Genomic DNA, 14,702 nt, shown 5'->3' with positions numbered 1-14,702 from the left:
CGTGCCAGCCAAGAAAGCCCCCTCCACGCCCGCGGACGCAGCCACCGCGCCGTCGCCACCGCAGCCGCCCGGCACCGGCCTGAGCCTCGTGCAACGCGCCCTGCGCAAGCTCGGCCTCGTGCGCGACATCGATTTCGCCCTCTACCTCCCGATGCGCTACGAGGACGAGACCCGCATCGTCAGGCTCGCCGACACGCGCGACGGCGACATGGCGCAGGTCGAGGGCGTGGTCACCGAGTGCGAGGTGGTGTATCGCCCGCGTCGTCAGCTGATCGCCACCATCGACGACGGCAGCGACACCTGCCAGCTGCGCTTTTTCAACTTCTATCCTTCGCAGCAAAAGCAGCTCGCGGTCGGCGCGCGGGTCCGCGTGCGGGGCGAGATGCGTGGCGGCTTCGTGGGGCGGCAGATCATGCATCCCACGGTCAAGGCCGCGGGCACCTCGCTGCCGGAGGCGCTCACGCCGGTGTACTCGACCGTCGCGGGCCTGGCGCAGCCGGTGCTGCGGCGCGAGGTGCGCTCGGGCCTCGCGCGTGCGGTGCTCGACGAGACGATCCCCGTGCAGATCGGCCTTCGCGGCGCGTGGGACCTGCGCAGTTCGCTGACCTTCCTGCACTACCCCACGCCCGACGTGGCGATGGCGACGCTCGAAGACCACAGCCACCCGGCCTGGCAGCGCATCAAGGCCGAGGAGCTGCTCGCGCAGCAGCTCTCGCAGTTGCAGGCCCGCATGGAACGCGCGGCCCAGCGCGCCCCGGTGCTGCCTTCACCGCCGGAACCCGTGGCGACGTCGCTGCATGCGCAACTGCTCGCCGTGCTGCCCTTCGGCCTGACCGGCGCGCAGCAACGCGTGGGCGAGGAGATCACGCGCGACCTCGGCCGCGAGATCCCGATGCACCGACTGTTGCAGGGCGACGTGGGCTCGGGCAAGACTGTGGTGGCGGCGCTTGCAGCGGCGCGCGCCATCGACGCGGGCTTCCAGTGCGCGCTGATGGCGCCGACCGAAATCCTCGCGGCGCAGCATTTCGGCAAGCTCGTGGGCTGGCTGGATCCCTTGCTGGCCGAGCGCGGCCTGCGCGTGGCCTGGCTCACCGGCAGCCAGAAGAAGAAAGAGCGCGATGCGATGTCTGCCGCGGTCGAGAGCGGCGAGGCCGCGCTGGTCATCGGCACGCACGCGGTCATCTCGGAGAAGGTGCGCTTCAAGAATCTCGCGCTCGCGATCATCGACGAGCAGCACCGCTTCGGCGTGGCGCAGCGGCTCGCATTGCGCGGCAAGGCCGTGGGCCATCTCGAACCGCACCTGCTGATGATGAGCGCCACCCCGATTCCGCGCACGCTCGCGATGAGTTACTACGCCGACCTGGACGTTTCCACACTCGACGAGCTGCCGCCGGGCCGCACGCCCATCGTCACCAAGCTGGTGGCCGACCACCGGCGCGACGAGGTGATCGACCGCATCCAGGCGCAGATCGCGCAGGGCCGGCAGGTCTATTGGGTGTGTCCGCTGATCGAGGAGAGCGAAGCGGTCGACCTGCGCAATGCCACCGAAACGCGCGACGAACTCGCCGGGACGCTGGGCGAGGCCGTCCATGTCGGCCTGCTGCATTCGCGCATGCCCACGGCCGAGAAGCAGGCGGTGATGGCGGCGTTCACCGCCAACGAGATTCAGGTGCTGGTGAGCACCACGGTGATCGAGGTGGGCGTCGATGTGCCGAACGCCTCGCTGATGGTGATCGAGCATGCCGAGCGCTTCGGGCTTTCGCAGTTGCACCAGTTGCGCGGGCGCGTGGGGCGCGGCGCGGCGGCTTCGGCTTGCGTGCTGCTCTACGCGCCGGGTGACAGTGGCCGCGTGGGCGAGGCGGCGCGCGCGCGGCTCAAAGCGATGGCCGAGACGGGCGACGGCTTCGAGATCGCGCGGCGCGACCTGGAGATCCGCGGGCCCGGCGAATTCCTCGGCGCTCGCCAATCGGGGGCGCCGCTGCTGCGCTTCGCCGACCTCACCACCGACACGTTGCTGCTCGACTGGGCGCGCGAGCTCGCGCCGGTGATGCTGCAGAAGCACGCCGACCTGGCGCAGCGCCATATCGACCGGTGGCTCGGCACCAAGGCCGAATACTTGAAGGCTTGAGCGGCTCTATGCCGCGGGACGGCGCGTGAGCGCGAGGATCAACCCAAAGCCAACCATCATGCTGCCGCTCACCTTGTTGAACCAACGCATCGCGCGGCTGCCGTTCGCCAGCCGGCGCATGCGCGCGCCCAGCATCGCGTAGAGCGCGATCGCGACCAGCTCGAACACCAGGAAGGTCGCCCCCAGCAGCACATAGCTGGAGGCGTACGCACCGGGCACAACGAACTGCGGAAAGAACGCGGTGAACACCAAGATGGCCTTCGGATTGCCGGCCGCCACGGTGAACTCCTGCCGTGCCAGCGCGCGCATCGAAGGCGGCGCGGCGGTGCCCTGCGATTGCACATCGGCCGTGGGCGCCGGTGCGCGCAAGAGACGAATGCCGATCCACACGAGGTACGCCGCGCCGATGTACTTGATGACATCGAAAGCCAGCTCCGAGGCCACCAGCACCGCGCCCATGCCCAGGCCCGCGACCGCGATCATGAGCGCGAAGGCCACGAGGCGCCCGCTCGCCGCGATCACCGCGGGCGAGACGCCGTGCCGCGCACCGTTGGTGACCGACAGCAGGTTGTTGGGGCCGAAGGCCATGTTGATGGCAAAGCAGGCCGGAAGAAACAACAGGTAGGTGGACAAACTCATGGTTGCATCCTGCTACGCAGATAACTGCGATGACGAAGGTTCGCCATTATCCGCAGCCCCGCGGATGTGTACGACGAAAGCCTGCAGATGCAACAACGCTGCATTAGCGCCACGGTGTTTACGCGGGGTTCTTGTCGCGCGACTTGTTTTCTAGACTGCGCCGCGATGCTTTTCCGCATGGCTTTGGCGGGCTGTGCGAGGCCGCATTTTTCTTCAGACTTTTTCGCTACTGGTCCGCGTCTTGCAAACGTTTTGCACGCGTTTCGAAGAGCGATTCGCACGCTGAATATTCCAACAACACACTGCACGGAGGACAGTCGCCATGACTTCCAAGAGGATGAACAGACTCGCACTCGCCATGGCCCTCGCCGGCTTGGCCACGCACCAGGCATGGGCCATCCAGACCTATGCCGGAGACCCGGGAATGATCGGTGCGCCGGCCAGCTGGCGCACAGCCGAATTCATGCGCGACTGGGGCCTTATCGCGATGGGCACCGAGTACGCGTACGCGGCGGGCGTGAGCGGCGCGGGCATCAGGATCGGCGAGGTCGATTCGGGATACGACGCCTCGCATCCCGAGTTCCCGTTCTCGCGCTATCACGGCGTGCTGGTGGGCGCAATTCCCGGCGCCTACGACGGTGCGTACAACGACCGCCACGGCACGCACGTCGGCGGCACCATCGCCGCGAGCCGTGATGGCGGCGCCGCCGTGCAGAACATGCATGGCGTGGCCTTCAACGCAGACCTCTTCGTCGCCAACACGGCCAAGACCGACGGCGCCAACTTCGGGCGGCCGCTGCCCGGCGACTCGGCGGTCATCACCGTCGACAACCAGCACATCGCCGATGTCTACCGCGCGGCCAACGCGCAGGGCGTGCGCATCATCAGCACGAGCTGGGGCAGTCCGCCGGCAGGCGAGCAGTACAACACCCTCGCGCAACTGCACACCGCCAACGGCTACTACATGGCCAACAACACCTGGATCCAGGGCGCGTTCGATGCCGCGAAGACCGGCACGCTGATGGTGTTCAGCGCCGGCAACGGCGGCTGGCTCAACCCGAGCCCGAGGGCGGCGGCGCCGTACTTCAATCCCGAGCTTGAAAAGAACTGGCTCGGGGTTTCCGCGCTGAGCGCCATCGGGCAGAGCTTCAACGCCGACGGTTCCATCAACGTGCCGGGCACGCAGCGCTACAACAAATGCGGTGTGGCGAAGTGGTCTTGCGTCACGGCGCCGGGCCACCTGATCAACGGCACCGTGCTGGCCGGCGGCTACGCCTCCTTGTCGGGCACGTCGATGGCCGCGCCGCACGCCTCGGGGGCGCTCGCGCTCATCATGGAGCGCTTCAGCTACATGACCAACGAGCAGGTGCTCACCGTGCTGAAGACCACCGCGACCCAGAACGCGACCATCGTCGATGCGGCCGGCACCGGCACGATGGCCAACCCCGAGGCGGGCCAGCAGGTGAAGGTGCCCGACGTGGTCAACGGCTGGGGCACGCCCAGCCTGCGGCGCGCGATGAACGGGCCGGGGCAGTTCATCGGGCCGTTCGCGGTCAACACGCAGGGGCAGAACGACACCTGGTCGAACGACATCTCCGATGTCGCGATCCGGGCGCGCCGCGCGGAAGACGCCGCCGAGGCCGCCGCCTGGGAAACGACCAGGCAGACGCGTGGCTGGACCGCGGGCCTGCCCGGCGGCGCGAGCGATGCGGACCGCAGCGAATACGCCACCGGCGTGGCGCGCGAAGCGGCGCGCAGCACGCGGGTCTACGAAGGCAGCCTCGAGAAGCTCGGCGCCGGCACGCTGACCCTGAGCGGCCAGAACAGCTACACGGGCAGCACCGCGGTGAACGGCGGCACGCTCAAGGCCGGTGCTGTCAACGCCTTCAGCGGCGCATCGGCGCACAGCGTGGGCGCGGGCGGCACGCTCGACCTCGCGGGCTTCAGCCAGAAGCTGCCCTCGCTCACGAACAGCGGCGTGGTCTCGCTGGTCGGTGCGGCGCCTGGAACGACGCTCACCATCACGAGCGCCTATGTGGGCAACAACGGCACGCTGCGGATGGGCATCGTCCCGGGACTCGGCAGCCCTGCGAGCGACCGGCTCGTCCTCGACGGTGCGGGTGCGAGCGCCAGCGGCCGAACCTCGGTGCAGATCGCCAACGTCGGCAGCCTTGGCGCCATGACCGTCGGCAACGGCGTCGAACTCATCAGCGCGATCAACGGCGCGACGACGACGGCGCAGACCACCAAGGACGCCTTCGCGGTCGCGGGCGGCCATGTGGATGCGGGCGCCTACGAGTACCGGCTGTATGCGGCCGACGTGAACGGCGCGGGCGAAAACTGGTATCTGCGTTCGGCAGCGCCGTCTCTGGGGTCGCAAATTCCCACCTACCGCACCGAGGTCCCGATGCTCGCCGCGCTGCCCGAGCAACTGCGCCAGGGCAACCTCGCCATGCTGGGCAACTCGCGCGCGCGCATGGGCGACGGCGCCCGGGTCGGCCGCAACGATGCGGGCGACGAGAGCGGCGCGCCGCTGCGCAGCGCATGGGGCCGCGTCATCAGCACGAACCTGAAGATCAGCCAGCAAGGCACCGTGAGCCCGAGGAGCGAGGGGCAGCTCACAGGGCTGCAGGCCGGCACCGACCTGTGGGCCGACCGCAACTGGCGCGCCGGCGTGTACGTCGGCCGGCTCGAAGGCGATGCCCGCACCCGCGGCTTCGCGCGCGGCGTGTTCGACCTCGCCGTCGGCAGCAACGACCTGCGCAGCGACTACCTCGGCCTGTATGGCGGCTTCACGAGCGATGCGGGCTTCTACGCCGATGCGGTGCTGCAGGGCGGCCGCCACCGCTACACGGCCGGGCCTCTCGACAGTTCGCCCTCGGCTTCCGGCAAGGGCAAGAGCACGCTGCTGTCGCTGGAGGTGGGCCAGAGCTTCGCGCTCAACAGCGACTGGAAGATCGAGCCGCAGCTGCAACTGGTGCACCAGCGTTTGAACCTCGATGACGTGTCACTCTCCGGCGCCCGCGTTTCGCAGGACACCGACAGCGGCTGGACGGTTCGCGCCGGCGTGCGGCTCAAGGGACAGATCGCCACCGGGGCCGGCGTGCTGCAGCCGTATGCGCGGCTGAACGTGTATCGCACTTCCAGCGGCACGGACGTGGCGCGCTTCATAGGCTCCGCGGGCTGGACCGACATCGGCACGCGCACCGGCGGCACCAGCACCGAGCTTGCGGGCGGCGCCACCTTGGCCGTCGGCGAGCGGACCAGCCTGTACGCGGAAGTGGGCAAGCTCTTCGCCTCGGGCGGCGACGCGCGCGTGAAGAGCGGCATCAACGCCAGCGTGGGCATGCGCGTGAAGTGGTGAGCGGGGCAGGCGCGCGGGGCTGCGCTCCGTCAGTCAGTCGCCCAGCGCCGCCAGCCCGGAAACCAGGCGTTCGATCAGGATGGACGCCGCCACCGGCAGCGGGCGTCGGCGCTTGATGCAGATTGCGACGTTGTCGGTGTGCATGCCTGGGTCCGTGAGAGGAACGAACACCAGCACGCCGCGTTCGATCTCGTCCATGATGCCCACGCGCGTGCGAAGGGCCGTTCCCATGCCCATCTTCACCAGGCTGTTGATGGTCTCGAACGAGTTCGACTCCACGCGCATCGTCAGGTGCCTGGACGACTCGTTGATGAACTTGCGGTCCAGCATCTGGCGGATTGCGTAGCCCGCGTCGGGAACGATCAGGGGTTCGCCCACCAGATCGGCCAGCCGCACCGTCTTTTTCTTCGCGAGCCGGTGCGTGGGCAACATCACCGCCCCCACGGACACCGACACCTGCTTGCGTCGCTGGACCTGCGGATGAGGCGTCGGGTCGAAGGCCAGGCCGATGTCGTAGTCGCCCTTGGCCGTGCCTTCGGTGATGGTCGGCATGTCCGTCACCTTGACGCTGAAGCTCACGCCCGGGTACTGCTCGCTGAAAGGCGCAACGATCCGCGGCAGGAAGTCTTTGCCGAGGCCCTCCTCGCAAGCGATGTTGATGTGGCCGCGACGGATGCCGCGCAGGTCCTCGATTTCCGAGAGCATGCGTTCGAGCCCGTGGTGCGTCTGCTGCACGTACCGGTAGAAGGTCTCGCCGGCCGCAGTGAGGCTTACGCCTTCGGCGCTGCGTTCGAAGAGTTGGCACTTCATCTGCTCCTCGAGTTTGAGAATCTGGCGATGCACCGCCGAAGGTGTGATGTCCAGGGATTCGGCGGCCTTGCGCATCGATTTCTTTTGTGCGGACTCACGAAAGTAGACGAGCGCGTTCCAGTGAAGGTGCATGCGGGAGCAGTCGGGAAAGTGGGTTAGGAAGCGTGCGGCGCGATGCGCAGTGCACGGATTCTGGGGCTTCGCGGTGTGCGGCGAATCGTTGGCGTAGTGCCGCTTTAACGGCAACGCCCCGTGGACTTTTGGTTTCTTCCCGGCGCCGTCTTGCGCTGTGAAGATCGGCGGCAGTTCCCGAACTCACCTCGACGAAAGATCGGCGATGTCGCGCATTGGCGGCACCAAAGATGGCTCCTCGATCCAACCCGGTTCACCCTTCATGCCCAACACGCATCCATCCGTTCACGAGTCCGCGTCGTCTCTTCAGATGAGGCCGCATGAGTGCGCCAACACGGCGGCGCTTGCCCAGACAGCGCGCGCCGAGATGACACTGCTGGCTTATCCGGATCGCTCCTGGGTAGAGTCCCCGCCCTTGTCGAAAGCAGGCGGCGCCACGCCGGCCTTGTTGAATGTCCTCATCGTCGGCGGTGGCCAATCGGCATTGGCGATCAGTGCCCGGCTGCACCGTGATGGCGTGAACAACGTCCTGATGCTGGATGCGGCCGAGGAGGGTGCCGAAGGCGTGTGGGACAACTTTGCGCGCATGCCCGAATTGCGGACGCCCAAGGTGCTCAACGGCATGGACCTCGGGCTGGCCAGTCTCAGCGTGCAGCGCTGGTACCAGGCGCGCCATGGCGTCGACGCCTGGGAGCGCATCGATCGCATTCCGCGCACCGCGTGGGCCGACTACCTGCGTTGGTACCGCCACACATTGGCGCTCCCCATGCACAACCGGGTACAGGTGCACGACGTGCGTCCGGCAGGCGTATGGATCGCCGTCGACACGCAGACGCCGACCGGTCCGCGGACCTACCTGGCGCGCTCGGTCGTGTTGGCCACGGGCTTCGACGGTGCGGGTGCCTGGCGCGTTCCCGCCGTCGTCTCCGATGCGTTGCCATCGACGCGCTACAACCACTCGGCCGATCGCATCGACTTCGCACGCCTGCAGGGGCGGCGCGTCGGAATCCTCGGGCACGGCGCGTCGGCGTTCGACAACGCAGCGGCGGCGCTGCGCGCTGGCGCCGCATCGGTCGATCTGTGCTTTCGCCGCGAACGGCTGCCGCGTGCGAACCCGCATCGGCATATCGAGACGGCCGGGTTCATGCAGCACTTTCATGCGCTCCCCGACGCGACACGCTGGCAGGTGGCGCAATACTTCCGCGCCGCCGACCAACCGCCACCGCGCGGCAGCTTCGATGCGGCCCTGAAGCTGCCGGGTTTTCGCATGCGATCAGCCTGTCCGTGGACAACCGTGCGAATGACGCAGGAGCAAGAGATCGAGGTGGAGACGCCGCATGGCACGCTGCAGTTCGATCACCTGATCTGCGCGACCGGCCAGACGCTGGATCTGGCAGCCCGCCCGGAGCTGCAGACCCTGGCGCCGCTTGTCTCGCGCTGGCGCGATCGTCATGCGCCCGCTGCAGCAGCGAATGCGGGAGAGGCTCCCTATCTCGGCGCCCACTTCGAGTTTCAGGCGCTGGCCCCGAGCACCGATTCGTGGGTGTCGCGTGTGTTCGCCTTCAACAGCGCCTCGCACATCAGCCATGGGCCGCACTGCACCTCGATCAGCGGCCACAAGCACACGTTGCCGCGCGTGGTTCGCGGTGTGACCCAGCAGCTTTTTCTGGACCAGACCGCCCAACTCATGCCGGGCCTTCGGGCCTACGACGAGCCCGAGCTCGTGCTGCCGAACGGCATCGAAAACGACTGCTGGTTGCCGTCTCCCGACGCGTCAGTGAGCCAATCATTGAACCCTCTGAAGAGCCTTGCATCGCCATGAACACGCCACATCAACACCCCAACGCCATCGCCGACCAGCGCACCGTGGAACTGCGTGTGCAACCGCTGAGTGCCGAAGCGTTTGCCGCTTTCGGAACCGTCATCTCCAAGTCCGACGACGGCGTACCTTTCGGCCCACAGGATGCACAGCTGGATCTTTCAAGAGGCACGCCGCGCTTCTACAACATGCGCCTGCCAGGCCGTGGCCTCCGCTTCAATCGAATCACGCGCCATCGCTTGGTGACGCAGGCGCTGGCCTCCGTCGGCGGCTTCGACTGGGTGATGGCCGTGGCACCACCCATTGCCCTGGAAGAGCCCGATGCAGAACCGCGATTGGAGGACATCCGTGCGTTCCTGATTCGGGGCGACGTGGCGGTGATGCTGCACGTCGGCACATGGCATGCCGGGCCGCTGTTCGATGCGGAGGAGATGTCCTTCTTCAATCTTGAACTTGCCGACACCAACATCGTCGACCATCACACCTGCAATCTGACGGATCGGTACGGCGTGACTGTTCAACTGGTGCTTCAGTCGCTGTGAGGCTTCGTGCAGGCGGATCATCGCGAACGCTTTCATCGAGCGCGTTGGCGACCTGACAGTCGATGCCGGCGTGCCAAGCCCGCTGGCCTGCCTTGATCCTGCAAACGAAGAACATCGCTCGCGGATGCTGCCGCACTCGACGCGTTCAAGCCGCTCTTGCGCCGCCTTCCCCACCTGTCAGCGACCAAGCGACGCATATTTCTCTCACGTATTCACTCGCTCATACATGCACTCGCGTGCGCTCGGTTGATCCGGAAATTGTTCACATTGTCAGAACGGCGATGGATATGAAAGTCGTTTTATAGACATTTTAAGAACCTCTCCAACTGTTTGCGAATTTAGATTCGCCCCCTTCGATCGCTGCACGGGTTCCGTGGTTTTCATCAGCGAGTCGAGTGGTTGAGGCAGATCTCGGACTCGCACCCGTTGCGAGAAACACCCCAGAACAGACATGAGCACGCATCGAACGATGCGCAGCCGGTTGTTGTTTGCGGAAGTCCGGCACTGCGCAGCAAGACGGTTGATCCGTATGCGCTCTCGGCACTCTTCTTGTCGTTCTTTTGCGATCGATGCAGGCGCGGCGCATGCCGTTTCTTCTTCGGATCGAATTTCAATGAACAAGACTTTTCAAACTATCTGGAACGAAGCACTAGGTGCTTGGGTCGCTGCCTCCGAGATCAGCCGCAGCCGTGGCAAAGGTTCCAGCAGAAGCGCTCTTCGAGGGAGCGTTCTGGCATCGAGCTCGAATGCCTTTGTTGGCGTGGCATTGACGTCGGTTGCCTTGGGCTTGCTGGGCTTCAGCAATCCATCGCGGGCGCAGGTCTATATCAATGATGCGCGAGATAACAATTGTTTGGTGCTGACGGATGTAGGAGGCAATGGAGCGTGGGGGCCCAATACGCCCTCGCCCAACTGCAATTCCAACCCGGCAACGCAAACGGCGGCGAGTATGTTTTTCAGCCCAACGGGCGGCGGCGGCCCTGGCAGCAGTTCCTCCCTGTCGCTCGGTGGGCAGCTTTTTGTCAACTCCGGTAATCTGAGTCTGGGCGGCGGTACCGCTTCCAACGGCATGCGCATCGGCGGCGCATCGACGCTGAGCGGAGCTTCTGGCTCCCGAGCGCTGGCGATAGGCGCAGGCACTACGGCAACGCAGGCCGCCGGTAACGACGCGATCGCGGTCGGCACCGGGGCTTCGGCGGGGGGGGTGAATAGCACTGCGGTCGGCACCGGGGCTTCTGCGGGGGGGTTGAATGGCATTGCGGTCGGCACCGGCGCCACCGCCGTCTTCGCAAGTGATATGGCTTTAGGCCTTAACGCATTCGCGAGTGGAAGTGAAGACGGAAAAAGACCATCGACGTCGTTTGGAAGTGGCGCGAGAGCCATCGCCGCCGGCTCTACGGCTTTCGGGCCGTCGGCCAATGCAGCAGGGATAACGTCTGCTGCCATTGGCCACACGGCTTTCGCTGGTGGGGCGAACGCGATAGCGTTCGGTACGGCGGCCAGCGCCAACCAGGCTCTCGGTACGGCACTCGGTAGTTTTTCGCAGGCAATCGGAGTCCGCGCCACCGCCATCGCCGCGGAGGCCAAGGCGTTCGGCGATTCTTCAGTGGCGGTCGGTGACCGTGCCACCGCCGTCTATGCCGACAGCGTGGCGATCGGTTCGGGCAGCACGACCGGTGCCGCGGCACCCACGGGGACAGCGTTCCTGACCGGCCAGGCCGCACCTGCGTCGGAAGTTTCGGTTGGATCGGCCTCGGCTTTGCGCCGCATCACGAATGTGGCTGACGGCGCCGCGTCGCAGGACATCGCGACTATCAATCAGCTGCGTACAGGCCTGAGCACGGCTGCCAGCAGCGTGAGCAGTTTGTCGACCTCGACGTCAAGTGGGTTGAGCACCACCGCCAGCAGCGTGAGCAGTCTGTCGACTTCAACATCGTCCGGCTTGAGTACTGCCACCAGCAGCGTCAGCAGCCTGTCGACCTCGACATCGTCCGGCCTGAGCACCGCTGCTAGCAGCATGAGCAGTTTGTCGACTTCCACGTCGAGTGGGTTGAGCACCGCCACGAGCAGCATTGGCAGTCTTTCGACCTCGACGTCGTCTGGTTTGAGTACCGCTACGAGCAGCATTGGCAGCCTGTCGACTTCCACGTCGTCTGGCCTGAGCACAGCGACCAGTGGTATCACCAGCCTGTCCACCGGCCTGAGCACGACGGACAGCACGGTCAACAGCCTGTCGACCTCGACGTCGTCGGGTCTGAGCACGGCCACCAGCAGCATCGGTAGCCTGTCTACGTCTACCTCGAGCGGCATCAGCAGCTTGTCGACTTCCACGTCGTCTGGTCTGAGCACAGCGACCAGCGGTATCTCGAGTCTGTCCACCGGCCTGAGCACGACGGACAGCACGGTCAACAGCCTGTCGACCTCAACATCGTCTGGTCTGAGCACGGCGACGAGCAGCATCTCGAGCCTGTCCACGGGCCTGAGCACGACGGACAGCACGATCAACAGCCTGTCGACCTCAACATCGTCTGGTCTGAGCACGGCGACGAGCAGCATCGGTAGCTTGTCGACTTCCACGTCGTCTGGTCTGAGCACAGCGACCAGCGGTATCTCGAGTCTGTCCACCGGCCTGAGCACGACGGACAGCACGGTCAACAGCCTGTCGACCTCAACATCGTCTGGTCTGAGCACGGCAACCAGCAGCATCGGTAGCCTGTCTACGTCTACCTCGAGCGGCATCAGCAGCTTGTCGACTTCGACATCGTCTGGTCTGAGCACAGCGACCAGTGGTATCACCAGCCTGTCCACCGGCCTGAGCACGACCGACAGCACGATCAACAGCCTGTCGACCTCAACATCGTCTGGTCTGAGCACGGCAACCAGCAGCATCTCGAGCCTGTCCACGGGCCTGAGCACGACGGACAGCACGATCAACAGCCTGTCGACCTCAACATCGTCTGGTCTGAGCACGGCGACGAGCAGCATCTCGAGCCTGTCCACGGGCCTGAGCACGACGGACAGCACGATCAACAGCCTGTCGACCTCAACATCGTCTGGTCTGAGCACGGCGACGAGCAGCATCGGTAGCTTGTCGACTTCCACGTCGTCTGGTCTGAGCACAGCGACCAGCGGTATCTCGAGTCTGTCCACCGGCCTGAGCACGACGGACAGCACGGTCAACAGCCTGTCGACCTCGACGTCGTCGGGTCTGAGCACAGCGACCAGTGGTATCACCAGCCTGTCCACCGGCCTGAGCACGACCGACAGCACGGTCAACAGCCTGTCGACCTCGACGTCGTCGGGTCTGAGCACCGCCACCAGCGGCATCTCGAGCCTGTCCACGGGCCTGAGCACGACGGACAGCACGGTCAACAGCCTGTCGACCTCAACATCGTCTGGTCTGAGCACGGCGACGAGCAGCATCGGTAGCTTGTCGACTTCCACGTCGTCTGGTCTGAGCACAGCGACCAGTGGTATTTCGAGCCTGTCCACGGGCCTGAGCACGACGGACAGCACGATCAACAGCCTGTCGACTTCGACATCGTCTGGTCTGAGCACGGCGACGAGCAGCATCGGTAGCTTGTCGACTTCCACGTCGTCTGGTCTGAGCACAGCGACCAGTGGTATCACCAGCCTGTCCACCGGCCTGAGCACGACGGACAGCACGGTCAACAGCCTGTCGACCTCGACATCGTCTGGTCTGAGCACGGCGACGAGCAGCATCGGTAGCTTGTCGACTTCCACGTCGTCTGGTCTGAGCACAGCGACCAGTGGTATCACCAGCCTGTCCACCGGCCTGAGCACGACGGACAGCACGATCAACAGCCTGTCGACTTCGACATCGTCTGGTCTGAGCACGGCGACGAGCAGCATCGGTAGCTTGTCGACTTCCACGTCGTCTGGTCTGAGCACAGCGACCAGTGGTATTTCGAGCCTGTCTACGGGCCTGAGCACGACGGACAGCACGGTCAACAGCCTGTCGACGTCGACATCGTCGGGTCTGAGCACCGCCACCAGCGGCATCTCGAGCCTGTCCACCGGCCTGAGCACGACGGACAGCACGGTCAACAGCCTGTCGACGTCGACATCGTCGGGTCTGAGCACCGCCACCAGCGGCATCTCGAGCCTGTCCACCGGCCTGAGCACGACGGACAGCACGGTCAACAGCCTGTCGACCTCAACATCGTCTGGTCTGAGCACGGCAACCAGCAGCATCGGTAGCCTGTCTACGTCTACCTCGAGCGGCATCAGCAGCTTGTCGACTTCCACGTCGTCTGGTCTGAGCACGGCGACCAGTGGTATTTCGAGCCTGTCCACGGGCCTGAGCACGACGGACAGCACGGTCAACAGCCTGTCGACGTCGACATCGTCGGGTCTGAGCACCGCCACCAGCGGCATCTCGAGCCTGTCCACGGGCCTGAGCACGACGGACAGCACGGTCAACAGCCTGTCGACCTCAACATCGTCTGGTCTGAGCACGGCAACCAGCAGCATCGGTAGCCTGTCTACGTCTACCTCGAGCGGCATCAGCAGCTTGTCGACTTCGACATCGTCTGGTCTGAGCACAGCGACCAGTGGTATCACCAGCCTGTCCACCGGCCTGAGCACGACGGACAGCACGATCAACAGCCTGTCGACCTCAACATCGTCTGGTCTGAGCACGGCGACGAGCAGCATCGGTAGCTTGTCGACTTCCACGTCGTCTGGTCTGAGCACAGCGACCAGCGGTATCTCGAGTCTGTCCACCGGCCTGAGCACGACGGACAGCACGGTCAACAGCCTGTCGACCTCGACGTCGTCGGGTCTGAGCACCGCCACCAGCGGCATCTCGAGCCTGTCCACCGGCCTGAGCACGACGGACAGCACGATCAACAGCCTGTCGACCTCAACATCGTCTGGTCTGAGCACGGCGACGAGCAGCATCGGTAGCTTGTCGACTTCCACGTCGTCTGGTCTGAGCACAGCGACCAGCGGTATCTCGAGTCTGTCCACCGGCCTGAGCACGACGGACAGCACGGTCAACAGCCTGTCGACCTCGACGTCGTCGGGTCTGAGCACCGCCACCAGCGGCATCTCGAGCCTGTCCACCGGCCTGAGCACGACGGACAGCACGGTCAACAGCCTGTCGACCTCGACGTCGTCGGGTCTGAGCACCGCCACCAGCGGCATCTCGAGCCTGTCCACCGGCCTGAGCACGGCGAGCAGCAACATTGGTAGCTTGTCCACTGGACTGAGTACCGCCGCAGGTGGCATCTCCAGTCTGTCCAC

7 protein-coding genes and 1 pseudogene are annotated in these 14,702 nt (G+C 65.5%); 5 read left to right on the top strand and 3 right to left on the bottom strand.

All coding sequences use genetic code 11. The features are described from left to right. The first annotated feature begins 1 nt into the window (after nucleotide 1). Entirely contained in the window at nucleotides 2-2,128 is a 2,127-nt protein-coding gene (recG, locus tag QFZ83_RS27470) for an ATP-dependent DNA helicase RecG (protein WP_307511522.1), read from the top strand. Between the two features lie 6 nt (nucleotides 2,129-2,134). Here recG and QFZ83_RS27465 read toward each other — a convergent pair whose 3' ends face one another. Continuing rightward, nucleotides 2,135-2,767 (bottom strand): LysE family translocator, encoded by a 633-nt coding sequence (locus QFZ83_RS27465; protein ID WP_307511520.1) that lies wholly within the window; start codon nucleotides 2,765-2,767, stop codon nucleotides 2,135-2,137. Between the two features lie 322 nt (nucleotides 2,768-3,089). Between QFZ83_RS27465 and QFZ83_RS27460 the strand changes: the two genes are divergently transcribed. After that, a complete protein-coding gene (locus QFZ83_RS27460; protein WP_307511518.1) occupies nucleotides 3,090-6,131 on the top strand; it encodes an autotransporter outer membrane beta-barrel domain-containing protein in 3,042 nt (1,013 codons plus the stop codon). Between the two features lie 33 nt (nucleotides 6,132-6,164). Here QFZ83_RS27460 and QFZ83_RS27455 read toward each other — a convergent pair whose 3' ends face one another. Further along, nucleotides 6,165-7,073, bottom strand: a complete 909-nt coding sequence (locus tag QFZ83_RS27455; RefSeq protein WP_307511516.1) for a LysR family transcriptional regulator — start codon at nucleotides 7,071-7,073, stop codon at nucleotides 6,165-6,167. A 157-nt stretch (nucleotides 7,074-7,230) separates the two neighbouring features. Between QFZ83_RS27455 and QFZ83_RS27450 the strand changes: the two genes are divergently transcribed. The 3 genes and pseudogenes from QFZ83_RS27450 to QFZ83_RS27440 all read left to right on the top strand — a co-directional run. Next, the gene (locus QFZ83_RS27450; RefSeq protein ID WP_306881130.1) at nucleotides 7,231-8,895 is read left to right on the top strand and encodes a SidA/IucD/PvdA family monooxygenase; all 1,665 of its coding nucleotides are present in this window, start codon (nucleotides 7,231-7,233) and stop codon (nucleotides 8,893-8,895) included. Beyond that, nucleotides 8,892-9,434 carry an ureidoglycolate lyase gene (locus QFZ83_RS27445; protein WP_306881129.1) on the top strand — a complete coding sequence of 181 codons (543 nt, stop codon included), beginning with the start codon at nucleotides 8,892-8,894 and terminating at the stop codon, nucleotides 9,432-9,434. Before QFZ83_RS27450 ends, QFZ83_RS27445 begins: the two co-directional genes overlap by 4 nt. 451 nt (nucleotides 9,435-9,885) lie before the next feature. After that, nucleotides 9,886-10,170 (top strand): annotated as a pseudogene (locus QFZ83_RS27440) (ESPR domain-containing protein); the annotation flags it as partial. A 1,082-nt stretch (nucleotides 10,171-11,252) separates the two neighbouring features. Here the strand turns inward: QFZ83_RS27440 and QFZ83_RS27435 are convergent. Continuing rightward, nucleotides 11,253-14,645, bottom strand: coding sequence for a hypothetical protein (locus QFZ83_RS27435; protein ID WP_307511514.1), 3,393 nt, complete (start codon nucleotides 14,643-14,645; stop codon nucleotides 11,253-11,255). Nucleotides 14,646-14,702: the final 57 nt, after the last annotated feature.

This window comes from Variovorax sp. W1I1 (assembly GCF_030815625.1).
Classification (GTDB): domain Bacteria; phylum Pseudomonadota; class Gammaproteobacteria; order Burkholderiales; family Burkholderiaceae_C; genus Variovorax; species Variovorax paradoxus_C.
The sequence above is the reverse complement of the archived record's forward strand: the minus strand, read 5'-3'. Positions and strand labels throughout refer to the sequence as shown.